The sequence below is a fragment of the Citricoccus parietis genome (assembly GCF_042433045.1).
GTDB classification, from domain to species: domain Bacteria; phylum Actinomycetota; class Actinomycetes; order Actinomycetales; family Micrococcaceae; genus Citricoccus; species Citricoccus parietis.
Map to the genome: position 1 here is coordinate 79,870 of NZ_JBHLWH010000047.1, position 18,024 is coordinate 97,893.

The following is an 18,024-nucleotide window of genomic DNA, read 5'->3' on the forward strand; positions in this document are numbered from 1 at the left end:
CACCAGGGCCTCCTCCTCGGGCTAGAGCCGCCGAGTGCTCTCCTCGGGCTCCCGGCCCTCGGCGTCAGCCGTCTCGGGATCCACACCCTCAGAGTCAGCGGCTTCGGCGGACTTCTCCTTCCGTTCGGCGAAGGCCGCCTCGCCCGGGCCGGCGAACTCGCGGTTGCGTTCCACCGCGGTGATGGAACCGGTGAACACCGTGGAGTCGTCGCTGGACCGGGTCAGGGGCGTGGAGCCCGTGACGGCTGCGGTGGCCCCGGTGGTCGACTGCTGGCCCGTGACGGGATCGACCTGTGGCAAGGGGCTGGTGGGTGTCCGCGGCTGGCGGCCGGACGTACCAGCGGACGCGCCGCCGTCGTGGTCCTGTCCCGCCGGCACCCCCGTGCCGGACTCGCCTGCACCGGGGTTGACTGCCCCGGGTTCGGCGCCGACGGGCGCGAGGCTGGGCGCCTGCACGGGCGTCTCGGCGAAGCGCTGAGCGTAGATCGCCTCGGGGTGCTCGCTGCGCAGGAAGTTGACGAGGTCCTCCCGCACCAGGCAACGCAGGTCCCACAGGTCGCCGGCGTTGCGGGCGGAGACCGCCACCCAGAGCTTCACGGTCCCGCCCAGGGCCTCACTCACCTGGATGGTGCTGTCCTTGCCGTCCCAGAGCTCGGTGGACTCCAGCAGCGCCTTGAGGCGCTCTCGGGTGGCGTCCACCGGAACCCGCCAGTCCACGTCGATCTCCACGGTCCCGGACAGGGCGGACCCGGTGCGCGTCCAGTTCTCGAACGGCGTGGTGGTGAAGTGGCTGGAGGGGTAGATCACGCGGCGCCCGTCCCAGATCTTGACCACCACGTAGGAGAGGGTGATGTCCTCGATGGTGCCGTAGACCCCGTCCGCGGTCACCACGTCTCCCACGCGGATCGCATCGGTGAAGGCCAGCTGGATGCCGGCGAACACGTTGGTCAGGGTGGACTGCACGGCGAGGCCGGCCACCACGGAGATCACGCCGGCCGAGGCCAGCAGCCCGGCGCCCACGGCGCGGACCTGCGGGATGGTCAGCAGGATGATGGACACGGCGATGACGATGACGGCGGCCTGGATCACCCGCCGCAGCAGCACGGTCTGGGTGCGGATCTTGCGGTCACGGCGGTCATCCACGCCTTCCGAGGCGTACTTGCCGAGCAACCGCTCCTCGACGATCCGCACCACCCGCAGCGCCAGCCAGGCGAGGCAGCCGATGATGCCGGCCATCAGCAGGAAGTTCACGCCGTTGAACCAGGCGTAGGTGGAGGCGGTCAGCCCGAGGGCGATCCGCACCGCCAGCAGCACCGCCGCGACCGCCACCGGGACCCGGCACCGGGCGACCTGGTTGCGCAGCTGTGGCTTGCGGCGCAGCAGGGCGTTGACCAGCAGCCAGGCGACCACCAGTACGGCCAGCGCGAACGCCACGGAGATCGCCACCGTGGAGAGCATCCCCCAGAACGGTCCGAGCGAGTCGACGGCGCCTTCGGCCCCCTCGCGGACGCTGTCCTGCATGTTCTCCGGGGATCCGCTCGGCTCGGCCGTCGACTCGGAGTCCAGCCCCGCCCCGGACGCGAGGACGGTGGAGGGCGGAGCGGTGAACAGGTCGGTGAAGAAGGACGAACTCGGCATGGCCCCAGTCTGTCATCTGGTCCTCAGTCGTTCCTGAACGGGGGGAGAATGGACGCTGGACCACCGGAACCAGCCGATCCCTCGGAGCCTCAGGAGCCATCCCATGCTTGCCACCACGGACCTGCGCGGCCGCACCTACGATCCCGCCACGGTGCTCCCCCGCGCCGAGATCGACGTGGCCGCCGCCGTACCGAAGGTGATGCCGATCCTGGACCGCGTGCGTACCGAGGGGGCCCGGGCCGTGCTGGATCTCGGGGAGCAGTTCGACGGGATCCGGCCGCCGTCGTTGGCGGTGCCGGCCGAGAAGCTCACCGAGGCGCTCGAGTCGCTGGACCCGGAGGTCCGCTCCGCCCTCGAGGAGTCCATCGACCGCGCCCGGAAGGTGCACGCCGCCCAGGTCCCCGCGGGGTCCGAGGTGGAGCTCGGGGAGGGGGCCGTCGTCGAGAACCGCTGGGTCCCGGTGAACCGCGTGGGCCTCTACGTTCCGGGCGGTCGTGCCGTCTACCCCTCCTCCGTGGTCATGAACGTCGTCCCGGCCCAGGTCGCCGGCGTCGCCTCCCTCGCGGTCGCCTCCCCGCCGCAGAAGGACTTCGGCGGCCTGCCGCACCCCGTCATCCTCGCGGCCTGCGCCCTGCTCGGCGTGGACGAGGTCTACGCCGCGGGCGGCGCCCAGGCGGTGGCCATGTTCGCCTACGGGGTGGCGGACGACGACGGCGCCCGAGTGTGTGCCCCCGTCGACATGGTCACGGGGCCGGGCAACATCTTCGTGGCCGCCGCCAAGCGCGCCCTGCTCGGCACCATCGGCATCGATGCGGAGGCCGGGCCGACCGAGATCGCCGTGCTGGCCGACGGCACCGCCGACGCCCGGTGGGTCGCCGCCGACCTCATCAGCCAGGCCGAGCACGATCCCATGGCCGGCTCCGTGCTCATCACCACCTCACCCGAGCTGGCCCGCGACGTGGCGGCCGAGATCGAGAGGCAGGTGCCGGGAAGTCTCCACGAGGAGCAGATCCGCCAGGCCCTGGGCGGCCCGCAGTCCGGGATCCTGCTCGTGGGGACCCTGGACGAGGCGCTGGCCGTGGCCGACGCCTACGCCGCCGAGCACCTCGAGGTCCACACCGTGAACCCCCTGCAGACGGCCCGCCGGGTGACCAATGCCGGCGCCGTGTTCGTGGGCCCGCATTCGCCCGTGCCGCTGGGCGACTACTCCTCCGGCTCCAACCACGTGCTGCCCACCGGCGGCTCCGCCCGCTACTCCTCCGGGCTGAACACGGTGAGCTTCCTGCGCCTGCAACAGCTCATCCGCTACACGGAGACGGGGCTGAAGGAACTGGACACCAAGATCTCCTCCCTGTCCACGGCGGAGGGGCTGCCGGCCCACGGTGAGGCCGTCTCCCTGCGATTCCGCTGACCTGCTGCCTGATCCTCCGCGACTGCTGCGCCCCGGGTGCGGGGCGGGGCGGGGGCGGGCGAAGGTCACGGGGGTTCATAGTCTGAGAAACCCTTTGACCGCTCCGGAAGTCCGTCGTTAGTCTGGACCCAGAATCACGAGTTCCCGCTGTTACAGCCCTGGCTTGCGGGACGGCAACCCTCTTCACGCAGTAGTGGGGTGCTCCAGGTGAGGATTCGGCCTACCGGATGCCCCGGCAGGCAAGTACCGCGTTTCTGCTGGTGCCGATCGGGACGTTCCCGTGGCGTGCCGCCGTGCAGATGCGCCTTCGGACGGAGGACCCACCATGACCGCCCTGGCTACCCACGACCTGCAGCAGACCCCCGAGCTCCACACTGACCTCGACCGAGATCTGTCCACGCCGACTCTTCGCTCGGCCTTCTCCCACTTCCCCTCCGGCGTGGCGGCGCTCGCCGGCGTCGCCAACGGTGCGAAGGAGGGCCTCGTGGCCTCCTCCTTCACCGTCGGGGTCTCCCTGGAGCCGGCGCTGGTCTCCTTCGCCGTACAGAACACCTCCCGCACCTGGCCCCGGCTGAAGCAGGCCGAGCGGATCGGGATCTCCATCCTCGGCGAGGACCACACCGACGTCTGCCGTCAGCTCGCCTCCAAGGAGGGGGACCGCTTCGCCGGCCTGGACATCCGGTCCACGGATGAGGGCGCGATCTTCCTGGACGGCGCCGCCCTGTGGCTGGACACCACCGTCTACTCCGAGCTGCCCGCCGGTGACCACACCATGGTCCTGCTCGAGGTGCACGGCGTGCACGACCACTCCGCAGAGCACGAGCCGATCGTGTTCCACCGCTCGGCCTTCCGCAATCTGCGCACCGCCGAGGGCAACCAGTAGCCTCACGTCCTTCCTCACAGCGTTCCTCGGGGCCGGCGTCCGGTCCGGAGGTAGGATGTCCGGCATGCCTTCCGCCACCCCGTCCGCGCGGCGTCCAGGTTCGGGCGCAGGCGTGAGCACGACGCCGGCCGGCTCGGTCCGCTTGGATGCCTGGCTCTGGGGCGTGCGCATGTACAAGACCCGTTCGGCCGCCACCACGGCGTGCCGGGCCGGTCACGTCCGCCTCAACGGGCAGCCGGCCAAGGCCGCCCAACCGGTCAAGCCGGGCGACACCATCCGGTTGCGCCTGCCCGGACGTGAGCGGATCCTCGAGGTCACCGGCCTGGTGGCCAAGCGGGTCGGCGCTCCGGAGGCGGTACGCCACTACCTCGATCACTCCCCGGAACCCGTGCCCCGGGAACTGCTGGCCGTGCCCCGCCGAGACCGGGGTGCAGGCCGGCCCACCAAGCGAGACCGGCGCCAGCTGGACCGGCTCCGCGGCCGTGCCGCCACTGAGTCTGACGCAGAGCCCGGCCTCGATCGCGGCCTCGATCTCGAGTGAACTCTTGAGTGAGCTGCCGGACCGACGATGGACTCAGATGAACACCGGGAAAAGAATGCCCACAGCGGAAATTGAGGGCTTCTGTTCCGCGGTTTCTCCCGTATTATGTGACGCAGAAGTAGTAGTAGCAGTAAGTCCGTCACCACTGCGGACCGGTTGGCCCTCGGGCCGCTCGGGGCGTTGTAGGAAGCGGTTTCGCACACGCCGCTTCGCCCCCGTTGGAAGACCGACGGGTTTACAACCTCAGGAAAGGGCCCATCATGGCTACCGGTACCGTCAAGTGGTTCAACGCAGAGAAGGGCTACGGCTTCATCTCCCCGGACGACCAGTCCGCTGACATCTTCGTTCACTTCTCCGCCATCGAGGGCAATGGCTTCCGCGAACTGCAGGAAGACCAGAAGGTCGAGTTCGAGTCCCAGCAGGGCCCCAAGGGCATGCAGGCTGCTGCAGTCCGCCCGCTCTGATCGAGCTCGCCTGAATCCTTCAGGCTCCTGAACGGCCACCCTCCCCTCGGGGACGGTGGCCGTTCTGCTGTGACCAACGCGCCATGTCAGCACACCACTGGAGCGGAATCCGGTCTAGGGTACAACCATGAAATTTCGTTACCTGGGCCACAGCGGGCTCAAGATCTCAGAGATCATCTACGGCAACTGGCTCACCCACGGCTCTCAGGTCGAGAACGAGACGGCCCATGCCTGCGTCAAGGAGGCCCTGGCACAGGGCATCACCAGTTTCGACACGGCGGACGCCTACGCGAACACCAAGGCGGAGAGCGTCCTGGGTGAGGCCCTGAAGAGCGAACGCCGGGAATCCCTCGAGGTGTTCACCAAGGTCTACTGGCCCACCGGCCCCAAGGGCCACAATGACACCGGCCTCTCCCGCAAGCACATCATGGAGTCCATCAACGGATCCCTTCAGCGCCTGGGCATGGACTACGTGGACCTCTACCAGGCCCACCGCTTCGACGTGGAGACCCCGCTGGAGGAGACCATGCAGGCGTTCGCAGACATCGTCCGCGCCGGCAAGGCCCTCTATATCGGCGTCTCCGAATGGCCGGCGGACAAGATCCGCGAAGCCCACGCCATGGCCGCCCAGCTCGGATTCCAGCTCATCTCCAGCCAGCCCCAGTACTCCATGCTGTGGCGCGTCATCGAATCCGAGGTCGTCCCAGCCTGTGAGGACCTCGGACTGTCCCAGATCGTCTGGTCCCCCATGGCCGGCGGCATCCTCACCGGCAAGTACCTGCCCGGACAGCAGGCTCCGGAAGGATCCCGCGGTGCGGATGAGAAGGGCGGAGCGCGTTCGATGGCCAGCAAGATGACGGACGAGGTCCTGACTGCCGTCCAGAAGCTGCGCCCCATCGCGGACGGGCTCGGCGCCACCATGGGTCAGCTCGCCATCGCCTGGGTCCTGTCCAACCCCAATGTCGCCGGCGCCCTGGTCGGAGCCTCCCGCCCCGATCAGATCGCCGAGAACGTCAAGGCACTGGACCTCACCCTGGACGAGGCGACGCTCGGTGCCATCGACGCGGCCATCGGCCATGTCGTCACGGATGACCCCTCACTCGTGTCCGTCCCGGAGGGCCGCGCCGCCTGACCTCTCCGTGGCACTCATCATTCCGCTGACTGTGACGCTTCCGTGATGTGGACTTCCGGATATATCACGGTATGATCACAGTTAGCCGGTGTTGCCCGTTCTGCTCGACGGGGCGGGCAACACGGGGTCAAGTGCCAACCGACGGGGGCGGAGCATGACCACCAAGGCAGGATGTTCTCCTGGCCACACCTCCACGAGTCGAGCTTTCCCGCTCCTTGGACGCTCGGTGGCCACCGTAGCCGGCACCCTCATGGTGCTGACCGGACTGGTCGGAACCGCCCAGGCCACCCCGATGCCCTCGCCCAGCGACTCCCTGGGTCCCACGCAGCCGGCGGCCCCGGCCCCCTCGCCATCCGGGTCCTCGTCCTCACCCTCCCCCGAGGGCAATCAGCCTCCCGAGATCGACTGTCCCGGTCTCGTCACCCAAACCGGAGACACCGAGTCCGTGCGTATCCATGTCCTCGACCCGGACGGGGACACTGTCACCCTGAGCGCGGGGACGTCCTGGCTCGGCGGCGAGGCCTCGGTCGATGGTCACGTGGTGACATACACGGCACCCACCGACACCCACGGCAACGACGGTGTCACCGTCACCGCGGACGATGGACGGGGCGGTACCTCCGAGTGCGAGATCTCGATCCTGGTGCAGGTCGGGCCGAGCCCCACGCCGACCCCCACTCCGACGCCCACCGCGACCAGCCCGAGCCCCACGCCGAGTCCCCCGAGTTCCGCTCCGGAACCTGACCCCGAGCCGACCAGCGAATCGGGCACGCCGACCCAGGCTCCGACGTCGGCCCCCACCGCCGGACCGACCCGGAATCCGACCACGCCAAGCAGCTCGAGCCGGACCACCGGTGCGTCCACCGGGACTCCCAGCGACGGAGACGGCGGCATCGGCACCAGCCCGAGCGGCTCAGCTCCCGGAGATGCGGGCGGCGACAGCTCGGGCGGCAGCGGTGTTTCAGACGGTCAGACACCGGACGGCACCGAATCACCCTCCGCACCGGCGGCCGAGACTCCCAGCGCACAGAAGCTCAGCAACATCATCAGGGACACCGCCATCGCCTGCCCGGTCCGGGCCGTGGCGGATGCCGAGAAGCTCATCGCGGGCATCTCCGCGGGCATGACGTCACGTCCCGGCGGCGGGAACTTCCCCAGTGGGGACGGCACCGGCAGTGCTGCTGACGGCACTGACGCCGCCGAGGGCACTGGCAGCGCGGAGCCCGTGGCCGCCGCCGAGCGGACCGCTCACACCGGGTCCACCCTGTGGCTGTTCGCAGGGGTGGGATTCTTGATGATCGCCCTCATCGCCCTGGCCCTGGCGGCTCTGCCGCGCGGCGGCCGTCGGCACTAGACTGACCGGACGATGCGGCCGTTCGGACGGATTGTCCGCCGGAGGGCCGCCCGAGATTCAGGAGGTTCGAGTTGTCCCGCTACGAAGACGATCTGGAACAGCAATTCATCGAAGAACCCGAGAACGACCTGGAGCAGCCGGCTGACGGCCGCGACGGGACCACGGATCACGGTTCCTCCGATGACCCGGATTCACTGGATGCGATCGACCCGCTGCGCCGGGACACCTTCCTGCTGGACGGGGACGCGGACTACAACGGCGTCCCGGACTACCAGGAGGGCAGCTCCGATGATTCCGGCGGCGCTGCCGAGCCGGATGAGGACTCCGAGTGGGCCGGCCGGGACGACGATGAGGACGAGGAAGGCTCAGACGTCCCCGCCTAGAACCGGTCAACCTCTGCTCGCGTCCACGACCTGCTAGCGCTTCCGGCCGGAGACCAGTCGCTCCGTGCCGGAAGCGGCCAGGATCAGGCAGGCGCACCAGATGCCACCGGCAGGCCCGAGGGGTGCGGCAGCCAAGCCCGCCACCACCGGCATCGCCACCTGCCCCACCCGGTTGCCGACCAGCCGGAACGCCAGGGCGGGCCCACGCCAGGTCGGGGGCACCGCCTGGGTCACCAGGGACATGGTCAGCGGCTGCCCGATGCCGAGGGCGAAGCCGCCGGCGGCCATGAGCACCACCGCCAGCCAGATGGCGTGCCACCCTTCCAGGGCCGGCGGCACGAATCCGAGAGCCACGGCGGAAGCCAACAGGGACACGAGCACGAGGTGGTGCCGCTCCCACCGGCTGGACATCCAGGGCAGCACGATCCTGGACAGGAACGAGGCTCCCCCGCGGACGGCCAGCAGGATGCCCACCCAGAACGGTGAGACGCCGGCCGCTTCGCCGACCAGGGGCATGAATGCCGTGAGGATGTCCAGCATCGCCAGCAGCGCCAGGGACGCCATCATGTGCGAGGGGATCCCGGGGACCCGCCAGATGGCCAGCATCGTGGGCTTTCCCGGCCCCGCCGCGCCCTCTTCACCCGCACCCACGGAGGTCTCGGTGTCCGACGCCGGCCCCGCCGGCCCGCCGTTCTCGTCTCCCAAGCCATGGGCCCGGTCCCCCGGTTCCTCCGTGGGCTCCGCGGGCAGGCGCCGGAAGCGGCGGCCGCCGTCAGCCCGCATGAGGTACATCACCGGCACGGCGAGCAGGGAGCAGGCCGCACCGAGCCATAACGCCCCATCGATGCGGCCGGCGAACGCCGTGCTGTGCGTGGCCTCGCTGAGCGTGGCGTTGCCGAGGATCAGCCCGGAGATCAACGGTCCGGACATCTGTCCCACGGAGAAGGCAGCGGTGAACCACCCGAACGCCGCGTCCATGTTCTCCGGGGCGGAACGCCGGCCGATCACGGTCTGGCCCGCAATGGTGAACAGCAGATGGCCCATGCCGAGCACGGCCGAGGACACCATCAGCACGGCGACGTTGGAACCGAAGGCCAGGCCGACACCGCCCAGCCCCAGCACCAGCGCCCCCAGGGCGATCATGCCGCGCAGGGTGGGCAGCCGGCTGCTGAGCCGTCCCAGGGACATCGCGAACACCAACGGGAGGATGGCATACGCAGCGGTGGCCAAGCCGACCGTTGCCTCTCCGGCTCCCAAGGCCAACAGCTTGTAGCTCGTGACGGGCCGCAACAGGTTCAGGGCAGTCTGCGTGAGGACGGCTGCGGCGATCATGACCCAGAGCCAGGTCAGGTTTCCGCGGTTTGCCATGATCTCCAGAGTAGTCCTCGCACACTCCTGCCTCCGTCCCGCGCTCCTGCGTTGCCCGTCTCCCCGCGCCTTCCTCGACCGCCGACTGGGGCCCGAGGGCTAGAATCGCCACGGCCCTGCCGTCGCCGGGACCTTCGCCCAGTTCTCTCCGCAGCCCAGAAAGCCGGTCCCTTCGTGTCCTCTGAATCCAGCACCCCGCAGCCTCCGCAGCGGCTGTGGAGCCGGAACTTCATCCTCACCTTCGCGACCAACCTGTTCCTGTCCCTGGTGTTCTACCTGCTGGTGACGGCCATGGCGCTCTACGCGGTGAACGAGTTCCAAGCCTCCGAGGTCATGTCCGGATTGGCCGTCAGCGCATTCGTGCTGGGCGCCGTGGTGGCCCGGTTGTTCTCCGGCCAGGCCATGGAGTTCATCGGACGCAAGCGACTCCTGATCTGCGCCCTGGCCCTCTTCCTGGTCGCATCGGCCCTGTACCTGGCGGCCGACAGCCTGGGCCTGCTGATCGCCGTCCGGCTCATCCACGGTCTGGGGTTCGGGGCGGCCAGCACGGTGCTGGCCACCGCGGTCCAGGGCATGATCCCGCCCCACCGCCGCGGTGAGGGCACCGGTTGGTTCGGCACGTCCATGAACATCGGCGCCGCGGTCGGCCCGATGCTGGCCTTCCAGCTGACCGACCGCTTCGGCTTCGATTCCCTGTTCATCGTGTGCACCGGTTTCGCCGTCATCGGCCTGCTGGCCGGCTTCCTCGTGCAGCTGCCGGCCGTCCAGCGTCACGGCCACGGATCCCGCCACCGGTTCTCCCTGCGCAATCTGATCTCCGCGCCGGTCCTACCCGTCGCCTTGGTCATGCTCATGGCCGGCCTGGCCTACTCCGGCATTCTGGCCTTCCTCAACGGCTATGCCCAGGAACAGGGCATCGGTCCGACCGTCACCAGCCTCTTCTTCGTGGTCTACGCGGCGGTGCTGGTGGCGTCCCGGTTCATCGTGGGTCCGGCCCAGGACCGGTACGGGGACAATGCCGTGGTCTTCCCGCTGCTGGTGCTCTTCGTGGCCGGATTGGCCGTGCTGGCCCTCTGGCCGACCACTGTCGGCATCCTGCTCTCGGCGGGCCTGTGTGCCCTCGGTTTCGGCTCCACGCTCACGTCCCTGCAGACCGTGGCGGCCACCCTGGTGCCGCCCTTCCAGATCGGCGTGGCCACCTCAACCTTCTTCCTCGTCCTGGATATCGGCACCGGCCTGGGCCCCGTGCTGCTGGGCGCCCTGCTGCCGGCCACGGGGTTCTCCGGGATGTACCTGCTGTTGTCCGGCTTCGTGGCGTTGTCTATGGGCGTGTACTGGCTGGCCCACGGCCGCCACGCCCAGCACGGCACGGGCCGCGGCCACCAGTAGCAGCACCAGGACGGCGATCAGCACCACCTCGGCGGCGATGTAGTAGTAGTGCGTGGTAGAACCGCCCGCGGAGTCGCCGGCCAGGACGGCGTCGGTGCGTGAGCCGTCTCAGCCCCGGCGGGTGGCGCGGACCATGGCCACGGCCAGACCCAGCAGGACGGCATAGGCCACGCCGACCAGCACCCAGCCGAGGACGAATCCGCCGGTCAACTCCACGATCGCGCCCATCCCCACGGGGCCGACGGCGAAGCCCGCGTACATGCCCATGGTGGTGGTGCCACTGGCCGCGCCGATCCGGGTGGCATCCACGGCCTGCATGGTCCCCGCATTGACGACCACATTGGTGCCCAGCACGGTCAATCCGTGCAGGACGACCCCGGCCCAGAACAGGGCGGGCAGATCCCAGAGGGATGAGGTGGCCATGCAGGCCATGCCGAGCAGGGCGCCGGAGGAGATCAGCAGCAGCAGCGTGCCCGGCCGGCGCCCGGCACCCAGGGCACGGCCCCAGTAGATGCGGCTGGCCACTCCCACCACTCCGGAGAGTCCGGCCGCGAGGCCGCCGATGAGCAGGCTGTAGCCGTGGTCCCGCACCGCGAAGAGCGGCAGGTAGACGTTGGTGGCCTGGGTGCCCATGCCAGAGAAGAAGGCGACGGCGGTGAACAGCCAGACCTGGACCGGCAGGGAGGCCGTCGAGCCGGGGCGCCGACGCCGGAACCGGTCCGCGAGGACACCGCGGACGGCCGACCAGTCCGTGGGGTCCTCCGGCGGGATGTGGCGCAGCGACCACCACAGCAGCACCAGCACCCCCACGGCGGCGGCGAGCGCTGCACCGGACCAACCGGCCCAGAGGGCCGCGGCCGGGAAGAGCAGCCCGGCCACCAGCTGGCTGGCCTGGACCCCGGACTGTTTGACACCGATCCAGCCGGACCGCTTGACGGCGGGCACGGACGAGTAGATGACGCGGTTGGTGGTCGGGTTGGCGATCACCTGAGCCGGCCCGACGAGGACGCAGGCCACGATCAGGGTCCAGTACTGCGGGCCGAGGGCCGAGACCAGCAGCGCCAGCACGGTTCCGCCGTAGTTGAAGACCAGTTGGCTGCGGATGCTCAGGACGTCGGCGAGCCGCCCGATCACCATGGAGGAGACGGCGGCGCTGACGAACAGCACCGTCACGAGGAGGCCGAACTGGCCGGCCGAGACACCGAGTTCCCGGATCAGCAGGTCCGAGGTCGCCGAGAGCCCGTAGTTGAGCAGCGGGCCCACGCCCATGGCGATGAGCAGCACCGTCAGCAGCGCCGCGCCGGCCTTCGGCACCTCGGGTTGTGGTGCCGGCGTTGCCTGACTCAATCCATTCCTCGATTCCCCAAAGCCTTGGAAAACGCCTCGGCAGCCTGCTGGAGCTGGTCGATGAGAACCGACAGCCCGGCGTCCGGCAGCCGCTCCGTGGGGGCCACGACGGCCAAGCCGGCCACGGTGCGGCCCGTGACATCCCGCAGTGGCACCGCGACGGCGGAGATCCCCTCCGTGCTCTCCCCGCGGGACACCGCGTAGCCGGCCTGTCGGATTCTAGCCAGCATCCCCGTCAGGTCCGGCACGGTGTCCACGGTGTGGTCCGTCAGCTTCTTCAGACCACCACCGAACATTCCGGCGACGTCGGCCGGGGCCAGGTCTGCCAGCATCACCCGGCCTCCGGCCGTGCCGTACGCCGGAATCCGGGCGCCGATCCGAGGAGAGGCGCGGAGAACGTGGGCGGACTCGATACCGTCGACGAACTCGACCTCGGAGCGGACCAGTACGGACAGGGAGACCGACTCCCCCGTGGCCGCGGCCAGTGACTCCATGGGACGGTGCGCGGCCCGCCGGATCTCCCGGTTCTCCATCACGCCACCAGCCAGGGAGAGCAGGGCGGCACCCGGCCGGTAGACACGGCTGTAGGGATCCTGGACCACATAGTCCCGCGAGGCCAGCGTGCCCAGGAGGCGGTGTGCGCTGGACGGGGCGATGCCGAGGTCCTCGGCGATCTCCCGCACGCGGACACCCCCCTCCGCCATGACGCGGTCCACCACTGTCAGTGCGTGGACCACAGACCTGATCTCCGTCATGGCATCCTCCTCATCCGCCCCCGCGGACTCACATGTTCCGTACACCAGAACAATTGTTTCAATCGTTCCGCCTGATGCTCTCGCATCCTACGCTTCTGGGAACACCGGAGTCACCATCCACCGCAACCAGGACAGCCACGCCAGCACGAGCAAGGAGCCCCGATGAGAACCACCGCGAGGACATGGACGAGCAGCCGGCGCCGCAGCCGCTGGCTGGCACCACTGCTGGCAGCACCCTTGCTGCTGACCGCCTGCGGCGATGGCGGCACCTCAGGCCAGGAGTCCGGCGCTGGAACAGGGTCGTCCGCCGAGGGCACCGCTACCGCAACGGGCGGGACGGAGGGCACCACGGAGATCCGGGTGGCGGACACCGCCGGCATGCCCTCGGCCTTCCTCCAGTACGGGGTGAACGAGGGCTACTTCGAGGCGGAAGGCCTGGACGTCACGGTGGACGTCAGCATCGGCGGTGCCGCAGCCGTGCCGGCCGTGGTCAACGGAGAGACCCAGTTCGCCGGTTCGAACACCGTCAGTGCCATCCTGGCCGCCAGCAAGGGCCTCCCCATCACCATCGTGGCCGCCGGCACCCGCACCATGGAGGATCCCGAGGACGATTTCGCCCGCATCATGGCCTCCACCTCCAGCGGGGTCGAGAAGGTCGAAGACCTGGAAGGCGCCACCATTGCGGTCAACACGCTGGAGAACATCAACGACGTGGTCATCATGACGCTGATGGAGGACGCGGGCGCCGACCGCACCCAGGTCAAGTTCGCCGAGATGGGTTTCTCGGACATGCTCCCGGCCCTGGCCAACGGGCAGGTCGACGCAGCCCTGCTGATCGAGCCGTTCGTCACCATGGCCGTGGACCAGGGCGCCACGGAGGTCGCCAGCCCCTACGCCGAGTCCCGACCGAACATGATGGTGGGCACCTACATGACCTCGGAGGAGTACGCCGCAGAGAACCCGGAGACGGTGAAGGCATTCCAGCGGGGCATCAGCGCCACCGGAGAGGCCGTCGCCGAGGATCCGGACGCCTTCCGCGAGGCGCTGCCGGACGTCACCACCATCGAGCCCGACCTCGCCGACCAGATCCATCTGCCCGCCTGGGACGCCTCGGTGGACCTGGAGACCCTGCAGTTCCTCAACGAGCGCATGGTCCGGTACGGGCTGATCGACGAGGAGATCAGCGTCGAGGACATCGTCACCGCGCCCACCGACTGAGCCGTTCCTTTCACCGACCTGAGAGACCCGAGGACACCCGCACATGACCAGTGACACGACCGCCAGCCCCGCGCCCCGCCCCTACCGGCGCATCGCCACGGAGGAGGCCTGGGCCCCGCCGGAGATGTTCGAGCTCTTCCGCCGGATCCTGGGCGAGCACCCCGAGGACGATCCGGGCTTCATGAGCCTGATGGGCTACTACGCCCTCGGCGACGGTGACCGCCCGCGGTTCATCCGCGAGCGCATGGTGGACACCGAGGGGGTGCGCCTGCAGGAGATGGACGCGGCCGGCGTCGACCATCAGATCCTGGCCCTGACCGCACCGGGGACCAACCCCCTGGCCGCCGCCCAGGCCACGGACCTCGCCCAGGTGGCGAACGACCACCTGGGGGAGATCGTCCGGAACCGCCCGGAGAGGTTCTCCGGGCTGGCCGCCGTGCCGTTCACCGCGCCCGACGCCGGCGCCGCCGAATTGGGCCGGGCGGTCACCGAGCTGGGGCTCAAGGGCGCGATCCTGAACTCCCACGTGCGGGACCGCTACACGGACGCCCCCGAGTTCCTGCCGTTCTACGAGGCGGCGGAGTCCCTCGGGGTGCCCGTCTACCTGCACCCCAACGCCCCCTCCGCCGGGCTGTTCAAACCGCTGCATGACCGCGGCCTGGACGGCTCGATGTACGGCTTCGGAGTGGAGACCGGCCTGCACCTGATGCGGCTGGTGGTCTCCGGGGTGTTCGAGCGCTTCCCAACTCTGAAGCTCGTGGTCGGCCACCTCGGCGAGGCCGTGCCGTTCTGGCTGAACCGGATCGACTACATGTACGGCAAGCAGGTGGCCACCGGCCGCTACCCGCACGTGAAGCCGCTGCCGCTGAAGCCCTCCGAGTACATCCGCCGCAACGTCTGGATCACCACGAGCGGCATGCCCTGGCAGGACGAGATCATGTTCGTGCGGCAGATGATGGGCGCCGACCGCGTGATGTACGCGATGGACTACCCGTACCAGTACGAGCCGTCCGAGGTGGAGCTCCAGGACAACCTGCCGATCTCGGCGGAGGAGAAGTTCGAGTTCTTCGAGGGCATCGCCACCCGGGTGTTCAACCTGGAGCTCTGATCCCGACACCTTTTCAGTCGAGTTGGGGCGGGTTCTCTTCGAGAACACCCACGCCAACTCGACTGAAAGCGTGGGTTCGGGGTCAGGAGGCGAGTTTCGAGCGCAGGGCGGCGAGCGCCGCCGTCGCGCCGGTCCAGAGGGTGGGTTCCGGGACGGGCACGAAGCGCGGCGAGTGGTTGACCGGCATGGACCCGGACTCCACCGTGCCGCGGTCGAAACCACCGAACATCCAGAACACGGAGGGCACCCCGAGGGCGGTGGCCAGGTTCCCGAAGTCCTCCGAGCCCATCCTCGGCTCGGCCTCCCCGACGTTCTCCTCGCCCAGGGCGCGGCGCAGGGTGCCGGTGATTTCCTCCGTCGCGGCGGGGTCGTTGAAGTTCAGGGGAAACCGGTAGAGCTCCTCGATCTCCGGTTCGGGTGCACCGGAGGCCAGCGCCTCGGCCGAGATGATGCGGCGGATGGAGGCGAGGACGTGTTCGCGGACCCCGTCCTCCATGGTGCGGACATTCAGGGTGAACTCGGCCCGGTCCGGGATGATGTTCTCCTTCAGCCCGGCGTGGAAGGTTCCCACCGTGACCACGGCGGAGCTCCGCGGGGCGATCTCACGGGAGACGATCGTCTGGAGGCGGTTGACGATGCTGGCGCCCAGCACGATGGGGTCGACCGAGTCCTGCGGCTGGGAACCGTGGGACTGCTCACCGTGGAGCGTGACCTTCCAGGAATCGGCGTAGGCCATGAAGGAGCCCGCCACCACCTCGACGGTCCCGGCCAGGCCGGGCATGACGTGCTGGCCGTAGATGACCTCCGCGTGCGGGGCACGGTCCCACAGCCCGTCGTCCACCATGGCCTGCGCGCCGGCGGCGGTCTCCTCCCCCGGCTGGAACAGCAGGACGACGGTCCCGGACCAGCTGTCCCGGTCCGCGGCCAGTACCTCGGTGGCGGTCATCAGCGCGGCCACGTGGGTGTCATGGCCACAGCCGTGCATGACCGGCACCTCGGTGCCGTCCTCCAGGGTGCCGCGGGCGCTCGAGCGGTAGTCGACGCCCGCCACCTCCTCGATCGGCAGCCCGTCCATGTCCGCCCGGAACCCGACGACGGGCCCGTCCCCGTTGCGCAGGATCCCCACCACCCCGGTCCCTCCGCAGCGGAAGTGCTCGATGCCCAAGGAGTCCAGGTGGGCCTCGATGAACGCCGCGGTGGCATGCTCCTGCATGGACAGCTCCGGGTTCGCGTGCAGGTGCCGGTAGAAATCGAGCATGCGTTCGCGCAGCTCGGCGGGGATGTCCGGGTAGTCGGTGGAGTTGGTCATGGGTGGGTCTCTCCTTCGGTGGCGGTCGGTTCGGCGTCGTCCCGCTTGCGGACGAACCAGACGATGACCAGGGTGGCGATGACGGCGATGGCTGTGGCCGCCATGGCAATGCCGGGCACCAGCGGCACGAGGACGAACTGCACCAGTATGGCCACGATGATGGCCACCACGGTGGCGCGCACCTGCTTGAGGGACACGATTGCCTGCACGATGACCGCACCGAGCACGGCCGGCAGCACGTAGACACGCACAACGTCCGTGATCTCGGTCGGGATCACGCTGATGAGCCAGGTGCCGAGGAGCCCCACGAACACCAGCAGGGACAGCAGGTGGACGGCGGCGGCCCCACAGATGGCCATGACGGCGGCCAGACCGCCACGGTGGGTGCCCGGCTTGGCGTCCACGCGCGCCTGGGCGATGAGGGCCGAGGGCAACAGCTTGTTGGAGATGTTGCCGATCATGAACGCCTGGTACATGGAGGCCGGACCGAGGATCGGGAAGTAGGTGACCGGCTCGATGATCCAAATGAGGAAGAAGGTTCCGGCCACGGCCGCGAAGGCGGTGAACAGGGCGCTGGCGGTCACACCGAGGTCGCCGAAGAACACGAGGTACAACGGGCCGGCCAGGGAGAAGATCAGGCCGGCGATCATGGTCAGCCGGCCCCAGCGTGACGTGGTGGCGTCGAACTCGTCCATGCTGCCGGCAGCATGGACGCGCCCGGGGGCGGTGGTTGTTGCGGTGGTGCTCATGGGGACTCCTGGAGGGTCAGGTACAGCAGAGAGGTCGAGGGCGGTGCCGGCCAGGCGGCAGGGTAGGCCCCGGGGCGGCGGTTCGGGGTGCCGGTCACGCCACGCCGGCCAGGCCGGCTGACTGGGCGAGGTAGGCGGCGGTCAGGGCGGCGAGGATGGCGATGCCGAGCCCCCATTCGCGCAGCCAGCGCATCCCGGGGAGCTTGGCCAGCAGCAGGCACAAGCCCATCACGACCGCAGAGGTGGCCAGGGTGACCACGTGCACGGAACTCTTGGGCACCTCCGCCAGGCCGAGGAACACGAAGGCGCCGAGCAGGGCGGCTGCCGGGACCACGGTCATCAGGGCGGGGTTGACCTTGGCCATCTTGTGTTCGCCCTTCTTCAGCAGGGGCGTGAGGATGAGGGTGGCGAGCATCCACATGGCGCCGCCGAGGCTCATGGCGAAGAACATGATGGCGAAGGTCTGCTGGTCGAACCCCGGGCCGCCCAGCTCGACGCCCTGGGTTCCGGCGGCAATGCTGGCCGCGGCGGTCTCGTACTGCACCGAGCCGATCAGCCCGATCCGGACCAGGGTGGCCGGTGTGCCGAACAGGGGCAGCAAGGCCACGGCCACGAGGGCTACCGCCAGGGAGGGGCCGATCGCAGCGATCGCCCCGGTGCTGAACGAGGTGTTCAGTTCCTGCTTCGTCATCCCGGCTGCCGCCGATGCCTTGCGGGCCGCCAGGATGTAGATGACCGACTGGACGCCGATGACGAGGAAGACGCCGAGGGCGCAGATCCACAGCACCGGGGTGTTGGCCAAAGCCAGGACCCCGTTCGGGTCCGTGGACGGGGAGGCATTCGATGTTGCTGCGATCATGATGGTCCTTTGGGGAGGGGACGTCTTCGTCGGGCGGTGTCCGTGCTCGCCCACCGAGAACACGATGTTGCATTGAGTGAATACCATTGTGATGTGTTGCCCATCACTTCGAGCCA

The 18,024-nt window shown here is 69.3% G+C and carries 17 protein-coding genes and 1 riboswitch; of the genes, 10 read left to right on the plus strand and 7 right to left on the minus strand.

Features of this window, described 5'->3' with window-relative positions:
• Positions 1–21: 21 nt before the first annotated feature.
• On the minus strand, positions 22–1,638 hold the full coding sequence (locus ACFFIO_RS16540; RefSeq protein ID WP_378043548.1) for a mechanosensitive ion channel domain-containing protein: 1,617 nt from the start codon (positions 1,636–1,638) through the stop codon (positions 22–24).
• A gap of 103 nt (positions 1,639–1,741) precedes the next feature.
• Between ACFFIO_RS16540 and hisD the strand changes: the two genes are divergently transcribed.
• The 7 genes from hisD (at position 1,742) to ACFFIO_RS16575 (ending at position 7,806) form a co-directional block, all read left to right on the plus strand.
• Positions 1,742–3,049 (plus strand): histidinol dehydrogenase, encoded by a 1,308-nt coding sequence (hisD, locus tag ACFFIO_RS16545; protein WP_378043549.1) that lies wholly within the window; start codon positions 1,742–1,744, stop codon positions 3,047–3,049.
• 132 nt (positions 3,050–3,181) lie between these two features.
• Positions 3,182–3,301, plus strand: a riboswitch (SAM riboswitch).
• A 73-nt stretch (positions 3,302–3,374) separates the two neighbouring features.
• On the plus strand, positions 3,375–3,932 hold the full coding sequence (locus ACFFIO_RS16550) for a flavin reductase family protein (protein WP_378043551.1): 558 nt from the start codon (positions 3,375–3,377) through the stop codon (positions 3,930–3,932).
• A 64-nt stretch (positions 3,933–3,996) separates the two neighbouring features.
• On the plus strand, positions 3,997–4,473 hold the full coding sequence (locus ACFFIO_RS16555) for an Hsp15 family ribosome-associated heat shock protein (protein WP_378043553.1): 477 nt from the start codon (positions 3,997–3,999) through the stop codon (positions 4,471–4,473).
• A 260-nt stretch (positions 4,474–4,733) separates the two neighbouring features.
• Positions 4,734–4,937: a cold-shock protein gene (locus ACFFIO_RS16560; RefSeq protein ID WP_115932123.1), complete on the plus strand. Its 204-nt coding sequence runs from the start codon at positions 4,734–4,736 to the stop codon at positions 4,935–4,937.
• 127 nt (positions 4,938–5,064) lie between these two features.
• On the plus strand, positions 5,065–6,069 hold the full coding sequence (locus ACFFIO_RS16565; RefSeq protein WP_378043554.1) for an aldo/keto reductase family protein: 1,005 nt from the start codon (positions 5,065–5,067) through the stop codon (positions 6,067–6,069).
• Positions 6,070–6,295: 226 nt separating this feature from the next.
• Positions 6,296–7,423: an Ig-like domain-containing protein gene (locus tag ACFFIO_RS16570; RefSeq protein WP_378043556.1), complete on the plus strand. Its 1,128-nt coding sequence runs from the start codon at positions 6,296–6,298 to the stop codon at positions 7,421–7,423.
• Between the two features lie 71 nt (positions 7,424–7,494).
• Entirely contained in the window at positions 7,495–7,806 is a 312-nt protein-coding gene (locus ACFFIO_RS16575; RefSeq protein WP_378043557.1) for a hypothetical protein, read from the plus strand.
• A gap of 33 nt (positions 7,807–7,839) precedes the next feature.
• Here ACFFIO_RS16575 and ACFFIO_RS16580 read toward each other — a convergent pair whose 3' ends face one another.
• A complete protein-coding gene (locus ACFFIO_RS16580; protein ID WP_378043559.1) occupies positions 7,840–9,174 on the minus strand; it encodes an MFS transporter in 1,335 nt (444 codons plus the stop codon).
• Positions 9,175–9,348: 174 nt separating this feature from the next.
• On the opposite strand from ACFFIO_RS16580, the gene ACFFIO_RS16585 reads away from it, so the two are divergent.
• Entirely contained in the window at positions 9,349–10,563 is a 1,215-nt protein-coding gene (locus tag ACFFIO_RS16585; protein ID WP_378043560.1) for an MFS transporter, read from the plus strand.
• Positions 10,564–10,671: 108 nt separating this feature from the next.
• Here the strand turns inward: ACFFIO_RS16585 and ACFFIO_RS16590 are convergent, their stop codons facing one another.
• Together ACFFIO_RS16590 and ACFFIO_RS16595 are read right to left on the minus strand one after the other, a co-directional pair.
• Entirely contained in the window at positions 10,672–11,910 is a 1,239-nt protein-coding gene (locus tag ACFFIO_RS16590) for an MFS transporter (RefSeq protein WP_378043562.1), read from the minus strand.
• Positions 11,907–12,665: an IclR family transcriptional regulator gene (locus ACFFIO_RS16595; protein ID WP_378043563.1), complete on the minus strand. Its 759-nt coding sequence runs from the start codon at positions 12,663–12,665 to the stop codon at positions 11,907–11,909. Before ACFFIO_RS16595 ends, ACFFIO_RS16590 begins: the two co-directional genes overlap by 4 nt.
• Before the next feature lie 162 nt (positions 12,666–12,827).
• Between ACFFIO_RS16595 and ACFFIO_RS16600 the strand changes: the two genes are divergently transcribed.
• Positions 12,828–13,883: an ABC transporter substrate-binding protein gene (locus ACFFIO_RS16600; protein WP_378043565.1), complete on the plus strand. Its 1,056-nt coding sequence runs from the start codon at positions 12,828–12,830 to the stop codon at positions 13,881–13,883.
• Between the two features lie 43 nt (positions 13,884–13,926).
• Positions 13,927–14,991: an amidohydrolase family protein gene (locus ACFFIO_RS16605; RefSeq protein WP_378043567.1), complete on the plus strand. Its 1,065-nt coding sequence runs from the start codon at positions 13,927–13,929 to the stop codon at positions 14,989–14,991.
• A gap of 82 nt (positions 14,992–15,073) precedes the next feature.
• Here ACFFIO_RS16605 and ACFFIO_RS16610 read toward each other — a convergent pair whose 3' ends face one another.
• The 3 genes from ACFFIO_RS16610 to ACFFIO_RS16620 form a co-directional block, all read right to left on the minus strand.
• Complete coding sequence (locus tag ACFFIO_RS16610) at positions 15,074–16,300, minus strand: amidohydrolase (protein ID WP_378043569.1); 1,227 nt, start codon at positions 16,298–16,300, stop codon at positions 15,074–15,076.
• A complete protein-coding gene (locus tag ACFFIO_RS16615) occupies positions 16,297–17,049 on the minus strand; it encodes a hypothetical protein (protein ID WP_378043571.1) in 753 nt (250 codons plus the stop codon). The genes ACFFIO_RS16610 and ACFFIO_RS16615 overlap by 4 nt, the downstream gene beginning before the upstream one ends.
• A 94-nt stretch (positions 17,050–17,143) precedes the next feature.
• Positions 17,144–17,908 carry a DUF5058 family protein gene (locus ACFFIO_RS16620; RefSeq protein WP_378043573.1) on the minus strand — a complete coding sequence of 255 codons (765 nt, stop codon included), beginning with the start codon at positions 17,906–17,908 and terminating at the stop codon, positions 17,144–17,146.
• Positions 17,909–18,024: the final 116 nt, after the last annotated feature.

Coding starts and splice junctions, on each gene's coding strand:
- ACFFIO_RS16600 (WP_378043565.1), top strand. CDS start 12,828: ATGAGAACCACCGCGAGGACATGGACGAGCAGCCGGCGCCGCAGCCGC.
- ACFFIO_RS16595 (WP_378043563.1), bottom strand. CDS start 12,665: ATGACGGAGATCAGGTCTGTGGTCCACGCACTGACAGTGGTGGACCGC.
- ACFFIO_RS16620 (WP_378043573.1), bottom strand. CDS start 17,908: ATGATCGCAGCAACATCGAATGCCTCCCCGTCCACGGACCCGAACGGG.
- ACFFIO_RS16560 (WP_115932123.1), top strand. CDS start 4,734: ATGGCTACCGGTACCGTCAAGTGGTTCAACGCAGAGAAGGGCTACGGC.
- ACFFIO_RS16540 (WP_378043548.1), bottom strand. CDS start 1,638: ATGCCGAGTTCGTCCTTCTTCACCGACCTGTTCACCGCTCCGCCCTCC.
- ACFFIO_RS16565 (WP_378043554.1), top strand. CDS start 5,065: ATGAAATTTCGTTACCTGGGCCACAGCGGGCTCAAGATCTCAGAGATC.
- ACFFIO_RS16555 (WP_378043553.1), top strand. CDS start 3,997: ATGCCTTCCGCCACCCCGTCCGCGCGGCGTCCAGGTTCGGGCGCAGGC.
- ACFFIO_RS16610 (WP_378043569.1), bottom strand. CDS start 16,300: ATGACCAACTCCACCGACTACCCGGACATCCCCGCCGAGCTGCGCGAA.
- ACFFIO_RS16605 (WP_378043567.1), top strand. CDS start 13,927: ATGACCAGTGACACGACCGCCAGCCCCGCGCCCCGCCCCTACCGGCGC.
- ACFFIO_RS16550 (WP_378043551.1), top strand. CDS start 3,375: ATGACCGCCCTGGCTACCCACGACCTGCAGCAGACCCCCGAGCTCCAC.
- ACFFIO_RS16580 (WP_378043559.1), bottom strand. CDS start 9,174: ATGGCAAACCGCGGAAACCTGACCTGGCTCTGGGTCATGATCGCCGCA.
- hisD (WP_378043549.1), top strand. CDS start 1,742: ATGCTTGCCACCACGGACCTGCGCGGCCGCACCTACGATCCCGCCACG.
- ACFFIO_RS16615 (WP_378043571.1), bottom strand. CDS start 17,049: ATGAGCACCACCGCAACAACCACCGCCCCCGGGCGCGTCCATGCTGCC.